This is a genomic window from Ensifer sp. B1-9 (assembly GCF_050474445.1).
GTDB lineage: Bacteria > Pseudomonadota > Alphaproteobacteria > Rhizobiales > Rhizobiaceae > Ensifer.
This window is the reverse complement of record NZ_JBCHVG010000021.1, coordinates 19353-40860: the sequence shown is the minus strand read 5'-3', so window position 1 is coordinate 40860 and position 21508 is coordinate 19353. Positions and strand designations below refer to the sequence as shown.

The window sequence follows — 21508 nt, the reverse complement described above, 5'->3', positions numbered from 1 at the left end:
CCGTCGCCGCCCTTGGAGGGGCGGCTGAGACAATAGTCGCGGAATTGTCCGCGTCGATCGATTAGGGAGGAGCCGAAGTTGGCTATCGATCTCGAGAAGTTCACCCGACTCGCGCAAGAGGACTTCGAATTCAAGCGCGAAACCCGTTACCTGAACGGCATCATCAAATGCGACTTTCCCGACCGCAGCGTCGCTCTTCATTTTGAAGAGGGCAAGTTGGTGAATGTCGAAGTGGCCAGCTATGACGACGACAAGTGCAAGATCGTCATACGTGGTACGGCCGAGCAGTGGGACGCTCTGCTGCAACTCAAGCCGTTGCCATTCTATCAGTGCCTGCAGTCTTCGAACATCAAGCACGGCCTCCACCTTAGCACGAACAACGAAACCTTCGCGTATCTGCCTGCTCTGAACCGCATGACGACCCTGATGCGCAACGCTCGTCCGGAAGGAGCAGCAGCATGACCAAGCACGATCCGATCACTGGCCGCTACATCTACCTCACGATCGAAGATATCGAATACCGCGTCTACTATGAAGAAGCCGGACAGGGCATTCCGTTGCTCGTGGGTCACACGGCCGGTTCCGACGGGCGACAGTACCGCCATATGCTTTGCGACGAGGAAGTGACGAAGAACTTCCGCGTTATCGCATTCGATCTGCCCTACCACGGTAAGTCACTCCCGCCCTACGGCGTCCGCTGGTGGGAGAAGGAATACAACATGACGAAGAAGTTCATGATGGACTTCCAAATCGTGTTCTCGAAGGCGCTGGGTCTCGATCGGCCGGTCTACATGGGTAGCTCCATGGGGGGCCATCTCGCGATCGATCTCGCTTCGAACTACTCCGACAACTTCCGCGCCACGATCTCGGTTGAAGGCGCATTGCGCTCGGCAGCTGAGTATGTCGATGTCGGTATGGCGGGCATCCGCAAAGAGTTCGACAACCCGAACGTCAACCGCACATCGATCGGTGCGGCGATGATGCTGAACATCTCCCCGTATTCGCCGGAAGCCAATGTTCGCGAAATCCAGTGGGAATACAGCTGCGGCGGTCCGGGCATCTTCGCGGGCGATCTCTATTACTACTACTACGACCACGACGTTTCTCCGGAAGAAGCGAGCAAGATCGATACGTCGAAGTGCATGCTTTACTTCCTCACGGGTGAGTACGACCCGAACACCTCGCCGGCGGACACCAAGATCGCCGCCGACCTCGTCAAGGGCAGCAAGTTCTGGACGATGGAGAAGCTTGGGCATTTCCCGGTCACCGAAGACTACACGGAGTTCCGCAAATACTTGCTGCCGATCCTGGACGAGATTCAGCAGTCATCCGACACACGCGCAAAAGTCGCCTGAAAGCCCTTCGGGAGGAGGTTATCGAATGAATGGTTTGCTGAAACATACCCTTGGGACACTGGCCGCTGCCTGTGCATTTGCAGGTGTGGCAGGTGTGGCATATGCCGACGGGGTAGACCAATTGCCGGGGTCCGAGCAGGCAATTTACGCGGTCGTCGATCCGCAAATTCCGCTTGGTGCCAGCGTTTACAAGGATTTCAAGCCTAAGAAGGGGCCTCCTTGGAAAATTGGCTACGCGAGCAGCTACGCGGGCAACACTTGGCGCGCCGCTGCGCTTGACGCGATCTTGACCGATTTGCTGCCGCGTTCCAAGGAGGCCGGACTGGTTTCTGATGTTGTAGTGACCCAGTCCGATCTCAAAGACGCCGTGCAGATCCAACAGATGCGTCAAATGGTGGACGACGGGGTAGACGCGATCATAATCTGCTGCTCCAACGTCACCGCGCTAAATCAGACGATCGAGTACGCCTACAAAGCTGGGGTCCCTGTCTTCTCGTTCTCCGGCTATGTGACGTCGCCCTATGCGATCAATGGAGCGGCCAACCATGCTCAGGGCGGCCGGGAAATGGCGGCTTGGCTAGCAGAGAAGATCGGCAAGAAGGGCAACGTCCTTCTGGTATCGGGCATCCCTGGCTTTGCTTCGTCGGACAGCTTTGACAAGGCCGCCAAGGAGGCTCTCGCCACATACCCGGACATCAACGTCGTCGGGGAAGTCGCGGGTAAGTGGACTGATCAGGTTGCTCAGGTTGAGGTTCAGAAGTTCCTGGCGACCAATCCGACCCAGATCGATGGTATCCTCACCCAGGGAGCGCAGGAAAACGGCGTTCTCAACGCCATGATGCAGTCGGGCCGACCTATGGTGCCGATCACGCTTGGCGGTGAAGCGTCGGCAGCTTGCTACTGGCGGAAGAACCCCGACTGGGTAGATGCCAGCTTCCATATTTGGCCGCCGCGTCGCGAAATGCAGCAGATGTGGGAGATCATGCTCCGTACACTGCAGGGGCAGGGACCGAAGGTGCAGTCATTCCTGCGTCCAGTGCTGCCTTACTCGATCGAAGACGTGAAGGCGACGCTACCCGAGGATTGCGATCCGAACTCTACGGACTTTGTCGAACCCAAGGCCGATGGTTGGTTCCCGGCAGCTGTTGCCGACCAATATTTCGAGCGGCCGGCTGATCCTTGGAAGCCCGTGGCCAACTAGGCCCGATCCGCCCGGCGACCGTGGTCGTCGGGCGGCCTTTCCCCACGATAGGGATAACCGCCCATGGCGGACGTTGCGGGTGGAGATTCTGCGATGGACAACGAGATTACAATCAAGATGGTCGACGTCGCCAAGGCGTTCGGCGAGACAAAGGCACTCAAGAAGTGCGACTTCGAGGCGCGTGCTGGAGAGGTGCATGCGATCGTTGGAGAAAACGGAAGCGGCAAGAGTACCATGGCCAAAATCATGTCGGGCGTGTTGCATCCCGACGCTGGCAAGGTCGTTGTGCTCGGAGAGCGCGTAGGCTCGCCGATAGACGCCAAGAGGGTCGGGCTTACCACCATCTTTCAAGAAGTACTGGTGGCTGAAGACGCCAGTGTTTTCGACAATCTGTTCGTCGGGCGAGACGGCATTTTCAGGGTGGAGAGCAACAAAGGCGACCGCCGCTCGGAGGCGCGGGAAATCCTGACGCGTCTTGTTGGAAAGCCTGTCGATATCGATCAAGTCGTGGGCAGTCTGCCGCTCAGTATCAAACAATGGATCGTTATCGCACGCGCAATTTTGCGTAGCCCGCGGGTGCTGATCCTTGACGAGTCATCTGCGGCTCTTGATCTCGATTCTACCATTCGGCTTCATGCTGAAATCGATCGTCTCCGGGCTGGCGGTGCTACGGTTCTTATCGTCACCCACCGCATCGCGGAACTTGTCCGCATCGCGGATCGCGCAACAATCCTCAGAGACGGTGTCACCGTCGGAGTCCTTGAGAAGCACGAGATCACCGAGGAGAACCTCCTTTCGATGATGACGCCTGCTGATCGCCGCGCCAGCGACACCGCTGAATATGCTTCGAAGGGCCGTGGAAGTCCCGCGCCTGCAGTCTTGACCGCACGGAGCCTTGCGACGCACAGGACGGCTTCCGCCTTCGACTTCGACCTTCCTAAGGGTTCAATTGTCGGCGTGGCGGGCCTAGACGGTCAAGGGCAGGATGCCTTTGTGAGGGCCGTTGCCGGAATCGTCCAGCCGTTTGGCGGCGAAGTGCAGGTCCGCTCCCCTGATACAGCCAAGATGATTGCAGTCAGCACCCTGGCCGACGCAGCGAAGGGTGGAATCTTCTACGTATCCGGCGACCGGAAGCGCGAGGGCATCTTTCCGCAGCAGAGCATCTTCGAAAACCTTGCCATCGGCGTCTATCGGAAGAGCCTCGGTCCGTTCGGCGTGATTAAGAAGCAGACGATCAAGCCCATGTTCAAACGTGAGGTTGATCGCCTCCGGATCAAGATTGGTAGCCCATCGAACAGGATCACGTCCCTCTCGGGCGGGAACCAGCAGAAGGTGCTCATTGGACGTGCGTTTGCCAACGATCCGGAGGTAATCGTCCTCAACGATCCCGCGCGCGGTGTCGACCTCGGTACAAAGCGGGACTTGTATCGCGAACTTCGTCTGTTCGCCGACAAGGGCGGAAGCGTCGTCTACCTTTCAAGTGAAATAGAAGAATTCATCGGGTTCGCCGATCGCGTAGACGTCTTCTTCGGCGGCAGGCTGTTCCGGTCACTTGCGGGTGACGAGATTTCCGAGGAACCCATTCTCGCGGCGATGTTCGGAAAGTCGAAGAACGCGTCCGTGGAATTCGAACTGGAAAGGATCGCATGATGTCCGGCAATGCAATCCGCCAAGTCACTCAGGATCGCTCTCTATTCGTTCCAGCGGGTCTCTTTCTAGTCCTTCTGGCGGCTGTCGCCATCCGGGGCCCGGGTCTTTTCACAAACAACGGTGTTGCGGGGGCGATATTGGTCGCGACGCCGCTCATGTTGACCGCGCTTGCCATTACCCCGATCGTGATGGCGGGCAGGGGAGCCGTGGACCTTTCCGTGGGACCGCTCATGGGGTTCATAAACGTCACCCTGATCACTTGGCTCGTCGGAAATGGCATCACCAATCCGGTTGCGATCGTCTGTTGGGCGATCGGCCTCGGGGCGGCATTCCAGCTCCTCCAGGCGCTCGTGATCATCTACGTTCGGGTGGCACCGATAATTGTTACGTTGTCAGGTTTCCTCGTTCTTTCGGGTATCAATCTCATGGTGATGTCCCGTCCCGGCGGCGTTGCACCCGACTGGATGCTGAGTTGGGGGGCGGGCACTAGCGTCCTGTCACCAGTGTTATTGCTGCTCGGCGCAGCTTACGCGATCTGGGCGATCCTGCGACGCACGATGTTTTACCGGAATCTGCGGATGACGGGAGCCGACGAAAGAATGGCCTACACGAGCGGTGTACAGGTCGATGCGGTGCGCATTATCGCTCACGTCGTTGGCGGTGCTTTCGCTGGCCTAGCCGCACTTAGCTACACGGCGCTGATCTCCTCCGGGGATCCGACGCAGGGAAGCACTTACACGCTACAGGCCGTAACTGCCCTCGTTCTTGGGGGAGCCAGTCTGTCCGGAGGCCGAGGGGGCGCCTTGGGGTCGACGCTCGGTGCGATCAACATGTTTCTCATCTCGTATCTCCTTTCCACGTTCAACTTCGGCACCGTCTCCGGCTTTGTCACGCAGATGGCCTTCGGCCTGATCCTGGTAGGGTCGCTTCTCGTGAACGTATTTGTCATCAGCCGGCGCGCCATAGCGTGAAGGAACAGAGAAAATGGTTTCCACGGTCATGAAATCCGAAATCAGCACGGCCCAGAAGGCCAATCCGATCCGTACGCATAGGAGTATCTCCATCGGTTTCGGATTGCTTGCATGCTTGCTAGTCCTCGGCGCGCTGCTCGTGCCAGGCTTCGTTTCGTCGCAAAATGCGCGATCGATCCTGCTCCTCGCCGCGTTCCTCGGGCTTGCGTCTGTCGGTCAAACCCTTTGCGCTCTTGTTGGTGCGCTGGACCTCTCTATCCCTTATGTCATCGGGGGTGCCAACATTTTGCTGCCCAGCTTGATGACGGCAGGACTTCCCGCACCGATGGCGATGGTGGTTGTCGTTATCCTCGGCGCTTTCGTCGGGGCGGCGAATGGGGCGCTGAGCTTCAAACTCCAAGGGCAGGCCTTGATCATGTCTCTGGGAGTTGGTTTCGCGGCAGTAGGTGCTGTGCAGATCTACACTTCGTTGGGTTCCCAGTTTGGTGGAACTGTGTTCGCTTCGGTCCCCGAATGGCTCCGCAACATTGCGGCGTTCAATGGGACGTTCTTCGGTCTTCCCATTCCTCCGGTCATCATCATCTGGGCCGTCATAGCAATCGGGCTTGGTTGGTTTATGCACAACACATGGTTTGGCCGAAGCATCTATGCGATCGGAGGAAGCCGGACCGCTGCGGCCCGCCTTGGCATCTCGGAGTTCAAGGTTTGGACGGGCATCCATACCTTCAGCGGTGCAATGTCGGCAATCACCGGCATGTTGCTGCTGGGGTTCTCTGGAGGAGGCTTCGTGGGCGTTGGTGACCCATACCTTTTCACCACGGTCGCGGCCGTCGTCATTGGGGGGACTTCGCTTCTCGGTGGCGCGGGCGGATATGGGGCCACAGTACTCGGAGTTCTGGTCCTCACCGTGCTGACATCTCTGCTTGTAGGCCTCGGTCTGAGCTTCTCGGCACAGCAGGCGGTTGTTGGCCTTCTGATCGTTCCCATGGTCGCGATTTATGCGCGATCGCCGCACATCCGAAATCAAATCTGATCCGCTACAGCATTGAAAGGAATACCAATGGCAATCTCCGGCACTCTTCTGAGCCGCTTAAAGGATTCGTCTCTCGTCCGCGAAGAAATGCTGGTTGGAGGCTCTTGGCGCGAAGAGGGCGCTAGTGGCAAGCGGGTCGAGGTGCAGAATCCCTCGACCGGCGATCTCCTCGCTTCCCTCCCCAGTGCCGGGCTCGAAGATGTAAGGATTGCGGTCGACCTCGCAAAAGTCGCGCAGAAAAAGTGGGCCAGCCGTTCCGCCAAGGAGCGGGCCGCCGTCATGCGGAAATTCTACGACCTTGTCGTGGCGAACTCCGAGGATCTTGCGGTCATTCTGACATCAGAAATGGGCAAGCCACTCGCCGAGGCTCGGGGGGAAGTTGCTTACGGCGCTTCATACATCGAGTGGTTCGGTGAAGAGGCGAAGCGAGTTTACGGGGACACTATCCCCGGGCATCAGGCGGACAAGCGTCTCCTCGTGTTGAAGCAGCCGGTAGGTGTAGTGGCGGCGATTGCGCCATGGAATTTTCCGTCGGCGATGGTGGCTCGAAAGGTCGCGCCAGCACTCGCTTCCGGTTGCGCAATCATCTTCAAACCTGCAGCGGAAACCCCACTGTCGGCGCTCGCTCTCGCGATCCTCGCGGAACGCGCTGGAGTACCTGGCGGCCTGTTCAGCGTGCTTCCTACACAAGACGCGCGGATGTTCGGCGAAGAGGTCTGTTCAAATCCGACAGTCAAGAAGCTCACTTTCACCGGGTCAACGGAGGTCGGACGCATCCTGATGGCGCAGGGCGCGCAGAAGATCATGAAACTCAGTCTCGAACTCGGCGGAAACGCCCCGTTCATTGTCTTCGATGATGCCGACTTGGATGAAGCTGTTGAGGGAGCGATGCTCTCCAAGTTTCGAAATGCGGGGCAGACCTGCGTGTGCGCCAACCGCCTCTACGTCCAGAGCGGCATCTACGACCGTTTCGTGAGGAAACTCGCCGAACGTGTTTCAGCGCTAAAGGTGTCCGACGGCTTTGAAGATGGGGCAACGATCGGTCCGCTGATTAACGGCGAGGCGGTCGCCAAGCTCCACAGTCATATTGACGATGCTGTGAACCGCGGCGCCACGGTTGTAGTGGGCGGGACGCGTGACCCGAGGGGCGGCACCTTTGTTCAGCCAACCCTGCTCTCTGGCGCGACTAAGGAAATGAAGGTTGCCCGCGAGGAAACGTTCGCGCCGCTCGCTCCCGTCTTCAAATTCGAGACCGCTGACGAAGTGATCGAGTTGGCCAATGACACCGAGTTTGGCCTAGCTGCCTACTTTTACGCAAATGACCTTCGCAACGTCTGGAAGGTAACCGAAGCGCTCGAATACGGCATGGTCGGTGTAAACACCGGTCTGATCTCCACCGAGGTTGCCCCGTTTGGCGGTGTCAAACAGTCAGGCTTCGGCCGCGAGGGTTCGAAGTATGGTTTGGACGACTTCTTGTCGATGAAATACGTATGCATGGGCGGTATCCCGGCCTAGTCCCGTGGTGCGGCGGCATCCGCATCGACTGCCTTCGCTCACAATGTAGCAGAAGCCGCATGTAGGCCGACGTGCGACAAACGCGGTGGTGGAGCGCGCGTAGAACAAAGGAGCCGGTATGTCTGAACATCAATCCGACGAGCACAATGCAGGCACTGGTCATGGTGAGGCCGATATCGCCAGTTCACAAGCCCTTTTCGGACAAGTGTTCCCAGAGGGGCAGGAATGGGCAGACGTTGCTGCCAGGGCGAGCATCGAGGGGAGAGATCAAGCTGTGCGACCGGACGGGCCGCGGCTAAAGGTCTATTTCCCGTCTGGCGCGCTTTAGCAGCCAAAACCTTCGATCGTAAATCCCGAGATATTAGAGATTACCGAGGGCTGCCTCGAAGAGACATGGTTGTCCTGCTTCGACGTCTCCTCGTAGGCCGCGACATGGTCGCGGCCTTTGGTTCGGCAGTGCGGGCAGCGCAACTACTGTTGCATTCGCAAGATGGGCTTGATGACCTTTCCACTTTCGGAATCGGCCATTGCTTCGTTGATTTGGTCCAGGTCGTAGAATTGCACGAGCTTGTCGAAGGGGAAGCGACCGCTTTTCCAATACTCGATCAATTGAGGGATGAAGTCAGCCGGAACGCTCTGGCCCTCGACCACCCCAATCAAAGTTCGGCCGAAAAGAAAGCTGCCAATATCGATAGAAGCTTCGGTCCCGAGTGGCGACGAACCGACGAGGCCACACGTTCCCGGGATGCCCAGGCAGTCAATCGCCTGCCGAAACACCTTCGGAGAGCTGGTGCATTCAAGGCTGAAATCGACGCCTGTCGGAACAATGTCTCGAATTGCCGTAACACTGCTCGCTTGGCGGGCGTTCACTGTATGCGTTGCGCCGAGCTCCATGGCGAGGTTGAGCCGCTCGTCATTGAGATCTACCACGATGATCGTTGAGCATCCCGCGATCTTGGCGGCCATTGCAGCGGCGAGCCCGACGGCGCCGGCGCCGAAAATCGCAATGGAAGAGCCTTCCTTCGGCTTGAGGCAGTTTAGAACAGCGCCAGCACCAGTCTGAAGGCCGCACCCGAGAGGACCAATGAGCTCAAGAGGAACGTCTTTCGGGATTTTGACTGCGTTGCGCTCAGTTGCGATTGCATAGGTTGCGAAAGAAGACTGCTCGAAGAAGCAGCCGCTGATCTGATTTCCGTGTGAGTCATGGATGGGGCAGGTACCATCCATGCGAGCGCCTCTGAAATTTCGCTCATAGAACTCGACGCAGTAATAGGGTGTCCCACTAAGGCACTTTTCGCATTTTCCGCAAAAAGCGTAGCTGAGCGCGACGTGATCACCGGGTTCAAGTCCGGATACATCGCTTCCGACGGATTCTATGACGCCAGAACCTTCGTGTCCTAACACGAGGGGAAGCGGAACCTCGTAGCCTTGGTCTCGAACAACCATGTCCGTATGGCAGACTCCCGAGGCGACAATTCGAACGAGAATCTCGTCAGGACGAGGGTCGTCGATCCCGATGCATTCAAGCACCAGTGGTTTGGATTTTTGTCGTGCGATCGCGGCATATGCTTCTTTCATAAAGTATTTTCCTCCCAAGGCATGCATCAGCGTTTGCGGCGATGAAAATAACGATATCAGACAATCAGTCAATTATGATTTGCTTCGACAGTCGCGACATCGAGGTTCCGGCCCTTTGCGCCCATGTGTATTTTTATATACCATTGAAATTATTATGATAAATTAATGTTAGCACCATAACCCAATTGACGGTCTTCTCAGCTTATTGACTGACGAGTTGGTTGAAACGATTTACATACGATGCGTCGAAGTCCGAAATTTGGCTCGAACGTGGAATTTCGGCCGTTCTCAGGAACGTTTGAGGCGTCGATAGATAGTTCGAGAGTGCTGTTCTGCTCTCAGTTGTCTTATTGATGGAAGTGTCCGGAGGTGAATCAATAAAGGCTATAAATTCATATGGATAGGAGAAATATTTGAATCAAGTCGATTCGTTTCACTGACTCTAATTGACAGATTGTCTGACGATTTATAAAGATGCTCCGCGCCGAAATGAGGAGAGTTTCGGCACAGAAGATAGATTTCTTGATTTTTTAGCAGACGAAAAATCGACCGCGTTGAACGGCAAGAGGAGGAAAAATTCATGAAGAGACGTACGTTCCTGCAAACGGGCGGGGCGCTTATCACGGCTGCTGCGTTCGGCGTTCCACGCATCCTTCACGCCTCGGACACACTAAATATCCTTCCCGACACATGGCCTTCCGAAGGGGATAACCCGATTGTCGAAACGGGAAAGTTTGCCAAATCTGGTCCCTGGAAGATTGGCCACAGCCACTACGGCTTGGCGGGTTCCACTCACACCTACCAGACCGCTTTCGAAGCCGAGTATGAGATCGCCAAGAACAAGGATCGTATCTCCGACTACCAATTCCGGAGTGCGGACCTGAACCCTTCCAAGCAGGTCGCAGACATCGAGGACCTGATCGCCCAGAAGGTCGATGCAATCATTATTGCTCCCCTTACGACAGGGTCGGCCGTCGAGGGGATCAAAAAGGCCAAAGCTGCGGGCATTCCGACAGTCGTTTACCTTGGTCGCGTCGATACGGAAGATTTCACTGTTCAAGTCCAGGGGGACGACTTTTACTTCGGTCGCGTCATGGCGCAGTTCCTCGTCGACAAACTCGGAAATAAGGGCAAAGTCTGGGTTCTGCGTGGTGTGGCGGGGCATCCGATTGATGCTGACCGCTATGCTGGCGCGATGGAGGTCTTTAGCAAGTCCGGCCTCCAGATCACGTCTACTCAACACGGCAGTTGGTCCTACGAGGACTCCAAGAAGATCGCTGAAAACCTTTACCTGGCAGATCCCGATGTTGCAGGCGTGTGGACTGACGGTGCGAACATGTCACTCGGTGTCCTGGACGCACTGCAGGAGGCAGGCGCAGCGACGATCCCCCCTATCACGGGTGAGGCGCTGAATGGCTGGATGCGTCGCTGGAATGACGAAAAGCTCTCTTCGATTGGTCCGATTTGCCCGCCAGCCCTTTCCACCGCCGCTTTGCGGGCGGCGTTCGCTTTGCTGGACGGAAAGCCGATCCCGCGGAACTGGACAAACCGTCCAAAGCCGATCACCGACGAGACCTTGCCGCAGTTCTACAGGGCCGATCTAACCGACGCCTACTGGGCGCCGACCGAGATGGCGAACGAGAAACTCCTCGAATACTTCAAGGCGTGAACAAGCCGGGCGCGGACGACCCGCGCCCGCATCTCACTCGAAAATGGAAGTTTCATGAGCTTGCTTGTCGAAATGGTCGGTATCAACAAGTCGTTCGGTGCCACGAAGGTGCTTTCAGATGTCCGGTTTTCCCTGGATCGCGGTTCTATCCATGCGCTCATGGGTGAGAATGGAGCGGGCAAATCAACTTTGATGAGGATCTTGGCGGGCGTTCATCAACCAACGTCCGGGAGCGTCCGGCTTCGGGGCACCGAGACTCACTTCCGTAGCCCTAAAGAGGCGCGCATCGCTGGCGTGTCGACCGTGTTCCAGGAGTTTACGTTAATCCCCAACCTGACGGTGGCAGAGAACATGTTTCTCGGTCACGAGCCTCGTCGCGCCGATGGGTCGATCAACGCCAGTGAAGTCGTCGAGCGGTCCCGGCAGTTGCTGGCGGATGTTTTTCCCGAGTTGGACGCGACGGCGATCGTTGCGACATTGACGGTCGCTCAGCAGCAGGCGGTCGAAATTGCCAAAGGGCTCACCTCGAACGCCGACGTGTTCATTTTCGACGAGCCGACTGCCGCTTTGAATTCTGCAGATGTCGAACACCTGTTCAAAGTCATCCGCGATCTCAAGTGCCAAGGCAAAGCCGTCGTCTATATTTCGCATCGTATGAACGAGGTTTTTGAACTTTGCGACATGATCACCGTCATGAAGGATGGTGCTTGGGTGAAGACGGCAAAGGCACAAGACTTCAGTCTTCAATCGCTCGTAGCCACGATGGTCGGGCGCGAACTACAGAGCTTTTTCCCGCCGCGGTCTGATCGGATCGGCGAGATGATGCTCGACGTGGCTGATCTTCGGCTCAACGGCGATGGATCGCAGATCCAATTCTCGGTAAGAAAGGGTGAAATCGTAGGACTGGCTGGTCTTGAAGGACAGGGGCAGCGGGAGATCATGCGCGCTCTTGTAGGGGCGGAGACCGCGAAGAACGTGATTGTCCGTCGTCGCGGTGCCGATGAGGCGATGCACGATGTGCATGTGGCCTCCGGCTTTTCTCGGGCGATTGCGTCAGGCATCGGCTTCATTCCTGAGGACCGTAAGCAGGAAGGCTTGTTCCTGCGATTGCCAATCTACGACAACATCGCGCTCGGGAAGCAACTCAATCGGAACATGGTCAGCGTCGCGTGGCGTTCTGTTTCGAGGGTCCGCGAAGTCATCAATTCGCTTCGTGTCGCCGCAGCAGATCCCGACGCCCCCGTCGGCAAGCTTTCAGGTGGAAATCAGCAGAAGGTACTTCTCGGCCGCTGGTTGCTTTCGGGCGTTGATGTCCTGGTCATCGAGGAGCCGACACGTGGGGTGGATATCGGGGCGAAGGCGGAAATCTACCGCTTGCTCCGGGATTTCAGCGAACGAGGTGGTGCCGTGATCGTGTCGTCACGTGAACTCGCAGAGCTGATCGGGCTTTGCGACAACATTCTGGTGGTGCACGACCGGAAGATCGTCGGTCAGTTACCCGCGGCGGACGCCACCGAAGAGAGCATTCTTGGAACGGCGTTGGGTTCTCACTCCCCGCACGCACGGCGCGTTGCGGTTCATTGAGGAGCAATTGATGAATACCATCGCAAACTTGATCAAGGCTCCTTATCGCGCTGGCGCGATCCGCCTCTCGATCGGGACCCTTCTCGCATTGGTCCTAGCGTCCATCGTCTTCCTGCCCGGCTTTCTTGCGGCTGATAACTTGTCGAACCTACTTGCACAGTCGACAACACTCGTCATCTCGGCGCTGGGACAGACATTCGTCATCCTGACCGGAGGGCTCGATGTTTCCGTTGGGTCGATCATCAGCGTGACCACCGCGATTATGACGCTTGAAATGCCGGCGTTCGCACGGATCGTGCTTTGTGTCGCGGTAGCAACGGCATTTGGCCTGGTCAATGGCTATGGCGTGGCGAGGCTTAATGTCCATCCGATCATTATGACACTCGCCACTATGGGCATTGGTCAGGGCCTCGCGCTGATTATCCTGCCTATCCCGGGAGGGAAAGTTCCCGAGTGGCTTTCTGTCTCAGTTTCTGGTTCGATCGGTCCGGTGCCGAGTTCCGTTTTTTGGCTTGTCGCGACGTCGTTCATCGCCGCGTGGACTCTCTACCGGAGGCCGTTCGGGCTCTATCTCTTCGCGGCGGGTGGGAATGAACACAACGCGCGCCTGAACGGCGTTCCAGTCGAACGGACAATCATCAATGCATATGTCCTGTCGGCGCTGTTTGCTTGTGCCGCCGGACTGTTTCTCGCAGGGCGTCTTGCTTCGGGCGACCCCAAGGGCGGAGCGTCCTTCGGTATCGAGTCAGTGACAGCCGCCGCGCTCGGTGGTGTCCACCTCGCGGGAGGCATTGGAAGCATCCTCGGCACAGTCGTCGGAGCAGCCATCCTCGGCATCGTCAACAACGTCATGAACCTCGCCAACGTCTCGGCGTTCCTGCAGTCGGTGGTGAAGGGCCTGCTGCTGCTTGTGCTCGTGATCTCACAGCGTCGCAAGACAATCGGGCTTTAACAGAGATGGACAACTCGATGACAACGGTCAATTTGAAGTCGGGATCGTCTTCGACCTCGATCAGCGCTAAGCGCGCATTAACTTGGATCCTTGGTCTGCCGCCCGCGTACCACGTCCTGGCGATCCTCATTGCACTCGCGCCAGCCGTCAGTGCAACGCTCGTCAATCCGAACTATTGGTTCGTGATCCTCAAGCAGTCAGCTCCGCTCGGCATCGCGGTCTTGGCGCAGTCCTTGGTCATGCGGGTCCGATCAATCGATCTTTCGGTTAGCGGTGTGTTCGCATTCTCAATTTATCTCGCCAGCTCAGGCCTACTTAACGATCATCCACCCATCGTCACGGTTCTAATGCCGATCGCCGTTGGCTTGGTTGTCGGTCTAGTCAATGGCGTGCTGGTTGCTTACATCCGTGCCTCGGCAGTTATCTCCACGCTTAGCGTATCCGCTATCCTCATCGGCACGGTCCAATACATGAGCGCGGGCAGGGCGCCTGGTTCGACACCTAGCTGGCTGCGTGTGTTGACGAGCGGCCACATCCTTGGCCTGTCGTACTCAGTCATAATTTGGATTGCGATTTCGATTGTTGTAGCGGTCGCCTTTCGTTTCCTCATTGTCGGCAAGTATTTTCGCGCAGTGGGTGATAATCCGCGCGCCGCGGAGACGACAGGTATCCCGCTCGCACGGACCATCTTCATCTCGCATGCGATGGCCGGAGCACTGACGGGTATCGCTGCTCTCATTCAAGTTTCGGCTTTGGCTGTAGGCACGATCAAGCCCGGCTTCGATACCTTCATGAACGCGCTCGCCGCGACCATCCTGGGGGGTGTGACGTTCGGTGTCGACAGAGGTGGCGTTGCAGGTCCCTTCGTGGCCGTTGTCGCCTTTAGTTTTCTGTTCGCGATGCTAACGGTCTTCGGCATCCAGGAGCCCGGCAAGCTGATGGTTCAAGGCGTGATCATTGCGCTGGCCGCAATCATCTACGGAACTCGCACGGGCCGCATCTGATCTTGAGTTGATACTTCGTAGGTCAAGACCCATTCCCACAGTCGACGTGGGAGAATGCAGGAGAAGATTATGGTGAAAATCACTGCGGCTGTTGCCGTCAAGCCGAAAGCTCCGCTGGAGTTCCGCGAGCTGAACCTGGCCGATCCAGAAGGCAACGAGATACTCGTTCGGACGGTTGCGACTGGAATCTGCCACACCGACCTACTTCTCAGGGACGGAATCTTCGGGCCTCCGTCTCCAGTGATCCCAGGTCATGAAGGCGTGGGGATTGTCGAAGCGGTTGGCGCGAACGTTCAGAGCCTCAAAGTAGGTGACGCTGTCGCCCTCAGCCAGAGTTCCTGCGGCTTCTGCGCCGACTGCCGACGTTCCCATCCGATGAATTGCCAGAACTACGAGCGATATAACCTGACGGGTCTTCGACCGAACGGAAAGAAGGCGCTTGTCTGCGACGAGATCGGCATCGGTAGCAATTTCGTCGGTCAGTCGTCGTTCGCCACGCATATTCTCGCGACGGAGAACAACGCGGCGCTTCTGCCCAAGGAAAATTTTGATCTCACAGATGCAGCACCGCTCGGATGCGGCATGGCAACTGGCGCCGGCACAGTGATCAATGCCATGAAGCCCGAGGTTGGGGCGACGATCGCAGTGTTCGGAGCGGGGGCGGTTGGTATGGCGGCCGTGATGGCCGCGAAAGTCCGGCGTTGCAGCAAGATCGTCATCGTGGATTGGAACCAACAGCGGCTAGACATGGCCATGGAACTCGGAGCGACCCATGCCATCAACGGCAAAGATCCCGACGTCGTCGAGCAGATACATGCCCTTACCGGCGGCGGGGCCGACTTCGCGATTGATGCTGTCGGCATCGTGCCGGTCATACTGAGCTCTATAAAGTGCACCCGGGCGGGTGGGCACGTAGTTCTGCTCGGCCTCGACGCTCTGGGTCATGACATTCCGATCCCGCTGGACCTCATGGTGTTCAATCGCAAGATCCAGGGCGCAATTCTCGGCGACCAAATCCCGCAGATCTTCATCCCTCAAATGGTCGAGCTTAACCAGGCTGGGTTGTTCCCGTTCCAGAAGCTGATCACGAAGTATCGCTTTGAGCAGATCAACGAGGCGATCGCGGATGCAGAAGCCGGTCGTGTGATCAAGCCCGTCATCGTGTTTAACTAGGAGCCATTCAATGTCATCTACGAGGTACGAGGAACAGCATCTCATCGTCGAGTTCACTTGTGAGTCTCCGAACCGCGACCGCGTGAAGGAACTTTTGCAGGAATTCATAGGGCCGGCCCGCGAGGAGCCTGGCTGCCTCTACTATCACCTGTACCAACGGATGGACGACCCGAACACTTTCTTCATTCTGGATGGCTGGGCGAATGAAAAAGCGGCTGCCGCACACGGCGAGCACCCGAACGTCAAGCGCGTCCTGGTGCCACTGTTGCCGCTACTTTCCCGCCCGCCGACGATCGTCGTCAACAAGTGCGTCAGTGCCTGACGCGCTTCGAGGTGGGAGCGTTGGCATGCGCCCGGAGTGGGCGCTTTCTTAGGGAGCATTATGGGAAGCAAGATGGCGCAGCATCGAGTTGTTATCGTGGGTGGCGGGTTCGCAGGTCTTCAATTGGCCAAGGACCTAAAATGTCCAAACGTCTCAATAACAATCATCGACCGACGGAACCATCATTTGTTCCAGCCGCTCCTTTATCAGGTCGCGACAACCGTGCTGGCGACCTCAGAAATCGCTTGGCCTATCCGCGCGGTGTTTCGTGGTCGGAAGGATGTTTCGACGCTGCTGGGCGAGGTTGTCGACGTGGACAAGGAAAAGCGCCTTGTCTCCCTGAAGGATGGGAATACGATCCCGTACGATACGTTGGTGCTCGCGACTGGAGCGCGTCATGCTTACTTCGGACGAGACGAGTGGGAACCTTTCGCTCCCGGTCTCAAGGCCCTGGAAGACGCGACTACTATACGCCGGCGCCTTCTCCTCGCGTTCGAAAAGGCGGAGCTCGAAGCAAATCCTGAAGCGCGAAGGGCGATGCTAACGTTCAGTATCATCGGCGCGGGGCCGACAGGCGTGGAAATGGCTGGCATCATCGCAGAACTGGCACATAGGACGCTCGTGGAGGAATTCAGAAGCATCGATACCTCGTCGGCCCGCATACTTCTGGTGGAAGCGGGGCCGCGTGTTCTCCCAGTGTTTCCGAAATCGCTGTCCGAATACGCCGAACGGTCGCTTACAAAAATGGGCGTTGAGGTGCGGACTGGCCGGCCCGTCACCGCGTGCAACGAAGAAGGAGTATCGATCGGGGATGAGTTCGTCCCCAGTCGAACCGTTATGTGGGCTGCGGGCGTCCAAGCATCAAACGCGGCTAGTTGGGTTGGTGCGGAGAGAGATCGTGCGGGCAGGGCGATTGTGCAGCGGGATCTGACAGTCGTCGGGGAACCGAACATTTTCATCATTGGCGACACTGCGTCGGTCCAGACCGAAGCGGGCGTTCCGGTGCCAGGGATAGCGCCCGCTGCGAAGCAACAAGGTAAATATGTTGCAGCCGTGATTAGGGCGAGGTCTTTGCAGTTGCCCGCTCCAGGGCCGTTCAAATATGTGCACCTTGGAAACCTGGCCACGATTGGTCCCAGTTCCGCGGTCATCGACTTCGGCCGACTGAGGCTGAGGGGATGGCTAGCGTGGTGGATCTGGGGACTGGCCCACATCTACTTCCTGATTGGTACACGAAGCCGTATGGCAGTGGCTCTCAATTGGCTCTGGGTCTTCGTTTCAGGTCATCACTCGGCGCGTCTAATCACTCAGAAGGAGACGCTAAAGGACGAGGTCTGAAGCGGCAGGTAGGCGGCATGGCAGATCGTCAGCCCGTGACGCGGTGAGGCCGTGCCCCGATTATCGCCCTCGAACTCCGGGAGCCGTTTAGGGTAATGCGGGGCCGCCAGGGGGGGCGGGCCCCGCAATCGCTGAGCCCCAGTTTGGTCAAGGGAATAGCGACCGCGAGCCGGCGCTATTCTTGGTCGAGTGACTGTTTGAAGTGTTTCATGTTGGCTTCGACACTCATACGGCTGGGCACCCCAACTTCCTGGTTGAGGATCGAAGCGTACATTTGCTCGTGAAGGTCGACCGCGCGGATGCGTCCGCTCACATCGAGCGATTTTTTTACCCACGGCGCCACCATGTTGAGCACAAACTCAGCGACCGTTGTGATAAGTTTGTTTCCGGTAGCCTCGTAAATCGCGCGGTGGAAGTCCAGATCAGCCTTCAACATGTCGTCCAGGGACGCATTTGGCTGTTCCGTAAGGGCTCTCAGCCTGTCGATACACTCACGCATTTTGGCGAGGTCGGCGTCCGTTCGACGCTGTGCGGCCAACTCGGTACAATTGCGGTCGAAAATGTCCCGCAGCTCCATCAGCATCTCTGGGGTTGAATCCTGGAGATAGAGCTGAAAAAGGTTCAACGGCAATGCCGGCGCGCCCTGTTCACCTCGCACGTAGCTACCGTGGCCGTGCCGGATGTCGATCAGTCCCGCTACTGCAAGCGTCTTCATGGCCTCCCGGATCGGGGTTCGGCTGATGCCCAGCTGTTCAGCAAGGTCCTTTTCGTTGGGGAGCTTGTCGCCAGCCTTGAGATTGCCCTGAGCGATCTCCTGGGTAATATAATCCAAGGCGAATTCGACTCGCGTCTGATACTTCTTCGGTCCGTCCAGCACTCAGCTTTCCTTTCAGCACTCCCCAGCAGAGTCGGGGTGGTCATTATACGTTATACCACCCCGCCGGATACACCTAAAAGAAATGTTGTTTCGCGCCGGCGCTTTAACGTTCGTCGGCGAGTTTTGTCGAGGTTTTCGAATCGAACGGGAAAAGTAGCCCAGCGGCAAGGAAGCCGCCGTCCACGTTCAAGGTATGACCGGTGATGTAACGGGCCTCATCGCTCGCGAGGAATACCGCAGCATCAGCAATCTCCTCGGGCTCTCCGTACCGACGCTGCGGTACGAGACGATGGTAGGCCTCTCGGGTTTCGATCGTGTGCATCGTGCGGGAAACCTCGGTCAAGATCGGCCCAGGTGCGATGGCGTTGACGTTAATGCCGAAGTCGGCGAGTTCGACGGCCATGACCTTGTTGAGCAGTTCGACGCCTGCCTTGGACGCGCCGTACGCTGATCGGCCGACCCCGCCTTTCTGGCCGGACAAGGAGGCGATGTTCACGATTGAGCCGCGCTGGCGCTCGGCCATCGTGCGCGCGACTGCCTGGGACACAAGGAAGGTGCCAGTCAAGTTGATGCGGACGACCCTCTCGAACTCCTCCCTGGAGCTCTCGAGGAACAAGGTGGTGGCACCGATCCCGGCATTATTGACCAGAATGTCGATCTTTCCGAATTTGCCGACCGCCTGACTCACAAGTCCATCTACGTCTTCATCGACGGAGATGTCGGCCCGCACCGCGAATGCCGCCGAGCCAATTTCCTGAGCGGTGGCTTGTGCCGCCTCCGCATCGCGGTCGCACACCACAACCTGTGCGCCTTCGCGGGCGAATGCCACGGCAATTGCTTTGCCAATGCCTCGCGCCGCACCCGTTACGACTGCCGTTTTTCCATTCAAACGCATTGATGACCTCCCGAAAATAACACCGGTCAAACCAAAGGTATGAGGTATGACCTTGACCAAGATATGATCCCTCCTTATGAATAATGTCAAGAGCTGGAGGTCGCAGGTCGCGGCCCGGGAGGAGGCAATATGAGAACGAAGCGGCCACTCGTTGGCTTTTATGGCGATGACTTCACGGGTTCTTCCGAGAACCTTGCGCAGTTTCACAGGAACGGTCTCAGGGCGCGGCTCTATCTGAAAATGCCGTCGACGGAAGTGCTACACGAGGTAGCCGCGCACTTGGATGTGGTGGGCTTTGCTGGAACCGCCCGGGCCTTGAATAACGCCGAGATTGCGGAGGAGGTGCGCCCCGCTTTCGAGGCGCTCCAGGACTTAGGCTGCACGTTCCTTCAGTATAAGATCTGCTCCACCTTCGACTCCGCTCCACAGGTGGGCAACTTTGGCTACGTCGCGGAAACGATCGCGCCCACCGGATTCGACAAGGTCGTCCTCGCCGCTACCCCGGACTTCGGTCGATACACGGCGTTCGGCAATCACTACGCAAAGTTCGGCTCAGAGATTGTCCGTTTGGACAGGCATCCAAGCATGTCCAACCATCCTCGTACGCCTATGAAGGAAGCAGATCTGCGCGAGCATCTGGAGACACTTTGTTCGCTGCAGTTCGCGAATATCTTCCTGCCGGAGGTTCGAGATCAAGGTATTCTATCTGCTCGTCTGAGGGAGCTACTTGCTCAGAGCAAAAGCGTTGTCTTCGATGGAGTCGAAAACAGCGATCTCGATAACATCGCCATTGCGTTGTGGGACCATCACAGGAGCCATCCGGTGTTTGCGGTCGCCGCCCAGGGGCTAGCTCAGCGACTTGGCAAACATCTGGCAGATCAGAAAGAGCCTTCCGACCTCGCCGAAGTTCATACCTCGATGTCCCCGGCTTCTAATCTCCTGGTGCTATCGGGAAGTTGTGCCATTCAGACGGGTCGCCAGATCGATACCGCAGCTCAGGCAGGCTGGGCGACGATCCACCTCGATCCTTCGAAACTGAGCGACGAGCGCGCTGCAAATGAAACGATCGAACTCATGAAGCCGGAGATCATGGGGAATCTGGCCAGTAATCGCCCGACGATCGTCTACACCGCTCGCGGAAATGACATGGATAGAGCACGCTTCGAAGACATTCCGCCGCAACGTATCGGCTCCATTTACGCCAGGCTTATGATCGCAGCGCGGAAACAAATGGGCATTCAGCGTGTCGTTCTCGCCGGAGGCGATAGCTCCAGCTATGCCGTTCGCACGAGCAATGCCGACTCGCTTGCCATCAAGGTTTTCGACAGGGTGCAACACGGACATCTCTGCGAACTGATGGGTGGCGGACTTGATGGACTTGAGACCCTCCTCAAAGGAGGTCAGATCGGCGATGACGACTATTTCATCCGCGTTCTTCGCGGCACCGAGAAATAGCATTCCGGGAGAGAGAGATGAAAAAGCTGATCCTTGAAGCGCGTATCAACGAGTACGCGATGCGAGACCACAACAAGAACGTTCCGTGGACCTCCGACGAGATTGCGGAAACCGCGGCCCGAGTACGCGAGGAGGGCGCCTCGATCCTGCATTTCCATGCCCGCATGGTCGACGGCCAACCACTCAACACTTTCGAAGCCTATGACGAGATTATCCGAAAGGTGAGGGCGAAGTCAGATATTCTCATTCTTCCTACGCTTGGCTTCTTTTCGAACGATACGGATGCCCGCAAGCGGATCGACAACGTCGTGCGGCTCGCGCAAGACCCGATCACCAAGCCGGACATCGCTCCAATTGATACCGGTAGTGCGAATTTGGAAGTCTATCATCGCGAAACGGGTGAGGCGTCTTTTTCGGATCGCATTTACATCAACAAGACCGACTCTCTGATGCACTACGCGCGTGAGCTTAAACAGGCGGGAGTGAAGCCCAAAATGGTTAGCTGGTCTGTCGGATTCACCCGGCGGGCGCTGATGCTCATGGAAATGGGTTTGACCGACGAGCCTGGCTACATGTTGTTCCACATGACGGACGGCAAGGTCATCACCGGGCATCCGGGCACGGTTCAGGGGCTCGAGGCACACCTTATGTTCCTACCGCCGGGCCGGAAGGTAGAATGGACGGCGAACATTCTTGGAGGCAATTTGCTCGCTCTCGCTGACACCATCGCGCGACGCGGTGGTCACTTGGCCATGGGGATCGGTGACTACCCCTATCCTGAACTGGATCACCCGACCAATGAGATGCTCATCCGCGAGACAGTTCGCGTCATCCGCGCGGCGGGACGAGAGCCGGCGACACCGCAGGAAGTTCGGGAAATGCTCGCTCTGAGCACTTGAGTTAGACGGCGGCGCGGCCGGGAGGAGTTCGCGCCGA

At 57.5% G+C, this 21508-nt stretch carries 19 protein-coding genes; 16 read left to right on the top strand and 3 right to left on the bottom strand.

Translation table 11 applies throughout. The annotated features are described in order from the left end of the window. The first annotated feature begins 78 nt into the window (after positions 1-78). From ACQ5BM_RS30480 to ACQ5BM_RS30450, 7 genes are all read left to right on the top strand, one after another. Complete coding sequence (locus ACQ5BM_RS30480) at positions 79-462, top strand: hypothetical protein (RefSeq protein WP_429819319.1); 384 nt, start codon at positions 79-81, stop codon at positions 460-462. After that, positions 459-1355, top strand: coding sequence for an alpha/beta fold hydrolase (locus tag ACQ5BM_RS30475; protein WP_429819317.1), 897 nt, complete (start codon positions 459-461; stop codon positions 1353-1355). Before ACQ5BM_RS30480 ends, ACQ5BM_RS30475 begins: the two co-directional genes overlap by 4 nt. Before the next feature lie 25 nt (positions 1356-1380). Beyond that, on the top strand, positions 1381-2556 hold the full coding sequence (locus ACQ5BM_RS30470) for an ABC transporter substrate-binding protein (RefSeq protein WP_429819315.1): 1176 nt from the start codon (positions 1381-1383) through the stop codon (positions 2554-2556). A gap of 93 nt (positions 2557-2649) precedes the next feature. Further along, a complete protein-coding gene (locus tag ACQ5BM_RS30465; RefSeq protein ID WP_429819313.1) occupies positions 2650-4206 on the top strand; it encodes a sugar ABC transporter ATP-binding protein in 1557 nt (518 codons plus the stop codon). Further along, entirely contained in the window at positions 4203-5177 is a 975-nt protein-coding gene (locus ACQ5BM_RS30460) for an ABC transporter permease (protein WP_429819311.1), read from the top strand. Before ACQ5BM_RS30465 ends, ACQ5BM_RS30460 begins: the two co-directional genes overlap by 4 nt. Before the next feature lie 13 nt (positions 5178-5190). Further along, a complete protein-coding gene (locus ACQ5BM_RS30455) occupies positions 5191-6210 on the top strand; it encodes an ABC transporter permease (protein WP_429819309.1) in 1020 nt (339 codons plus the stop codon). A gap of 27 nt (positions 6211-6237) precedes the next feature. Beyond that, positions 6238-7725: an NAD-dependent succinate-semialdehyde dehydrogenase gene (locus tag ACQ5BM_RS30450; RefSeq protein ID WP_429819307.1), complete on the top strand. Its 1488-nt coding sequence runs from the start codon at positions 6238-6240 to the stop codon at positions 7723-7725. A gap of 471 nt (positions 7726-8196) precedes the next feature. On the opposite strand, the gene ACQ5BM_RS30445 is transcribed toward ACQ5BM_RS30450, so the two are convergent. Further along, entirely contained in the window at positions 8197-9303 is a 1107-nt protein-coding gene (locus ACQ5BM_RS30445; RefSeq protein ID WP_429819305.1) for an NAD(P)-dependent alcohol dehydrogenase, read from the bottom strand. A 580-nt stretch (positions 9304-9883) separates the two neighbouring features. On the opposite strand from ACQ5BM_RS30445, the gene ACQ5BM_RS30440 reads away from it, so the two are divergent. The 7 genes from ACQ5BM_RS30440 to ACQ5BM_RS30410 all read left to right on the top strand — a co-directional run bounded on the left by ACQ5BM_RS30440 (position 9884) and on the right by ACQ5BM_RS30410 (position 17345). Then, positions 9884-10972: a substrate-binding domain-containing protein gene (locus ACQ5BM_RS30440; protein ID WP_429819303.1), complete on the top strand. Its 1089-nt coding sequence runs from the start codon at positions 9884-9886 to the stop codon at positions 10970-10972. 54 nt (positions 10973-11026) lie between these two features. Continuing rightward, positions 11027-12556, top strand: a complete 1530-nt coding sequence (locus ACQ5BM_RS30435) for a sugar ABC transporter ATP-binding protein (protein WP_429819301.1) — start codon at positions 11027-11029, stop codon at positions 12554-12556. 10 nt (positions 12557-12566) lie between these two features. Continuing rightward, positions 12567-13508, top strand: a complete 942-nt coding sequence (locus ACQ5BM_RS30430) for an ABC transporter permease (RefSeq protein ID WP_429819299.1) — start codon at positions 12567-12569, stop codon at positions 13506-13508. A gap of 5 nt (positions 13509-13513) precedes the next feature. Then, positions 13514-14512 (top strand): ABC transporter permease, encoded by a 999-nt coding sequence (locus ACQ5BM_RS30425; RefSeq protein ID WP_429819297.1) that lies wholly within the window; start codon positions 13514-13516, stop codon positions 14510-14512. A gap of 69 nt (positions 14513-14581) precedes the next feature. Further along, positions 14582-15685, top strand: a complete 1104-nt coding sequence (locus tag ACQ5BM_RS30420; protein ID WP_429819295.1) for an NAD(P)-dependent alcohol dehydrogenase — start codon at positions 14582-14584, stop codon at positions 15683-15685. Between the two features lie 10 nt (positions 15686-15695). Next, the gene (locus ACQ5BM_RS30415) at positions 15696-16007 is read left to right on the top strand and encodes a putative quinol monooxygenase (RefSeq protein ID WP_429819293.1); all 312 of its coding nucleotides are present in this window, start codon (positions 15696-15698) and stop codon (positions 16005-16007) included. Between the two features lie 72 nt (positions 16008-16079). Next, positions 16080-17345, top strand: coding sequence for an NAD(P)/FAD-dependent oxidoreductase (locus ACQ5BM_RS30410; RefSeq protein ID WP_429819384.1), 1266 nt, complete (start codon positions 16080-16082; stop codon positions 17343-17345). Positions 17346-17520: 175 nt separating this feature from the next. On the opposite strand, the gene ACQ5BM_RS30405 is transcribed toward ACQ5BM_RS30410, so the two are convergent. Continuing rightward, the gene (locus ACQ5BM_RS30405) at positions 17521-18222 is read right to left on the bottom strand and encodes a FadR/GntR family transcriptional regulator (RefSeq protein ID WP_429819291.1); all 702 of its coding nucleotides are present in this window, start codon (positions 18220-18222) and stop codon (positions 17521-17523) included. A 103-nt stretch (positions 18223-18325) separates the two neighbouring features. Further along, the gene (locus tag ACQ5BM_RS30400; RefSeq protein WP_429819382.1) at positions 18326-19117 is read right to left on the bottom strand and encodes an SDR family NAD(P)-dependent oxidoreductase; all 792 of its coding nucleotides are present in this window, start codon (positions 19115-19117) and stop codon (positions 18326-18328) included. Between the two features lie 129 nt (positions 19118-19246). Between ACQ5BM_RS30400 and ACQ5BM_RS30395 the strand changes: the two genes are divergently transcribed. Further along, positions 19247-20572, top strand: a complete 1326-nt coding sequence (locus ACQ5BM_RS30395; RefSeq protein WP_429819289.1) for a four-carbon acid sugar kinase family protein — start codon at positions 19247-19249, stop codon at positions 20570-20572. Positions 20573-20589: 17 nt separating this feature from the next. Further along, complete coding sequence (locus ACQ5BM_RS30390) at positions 20590-21471, top strand: 3-keto-5-aminohexanoate cleavage protein (RefSeq protein WP_429819286.1); 882 nt, start codon at positions 20590-20592, stop codon at positions 21469-21471. Positions 21472-21508 lie beyond the last annotated feature (37 nt).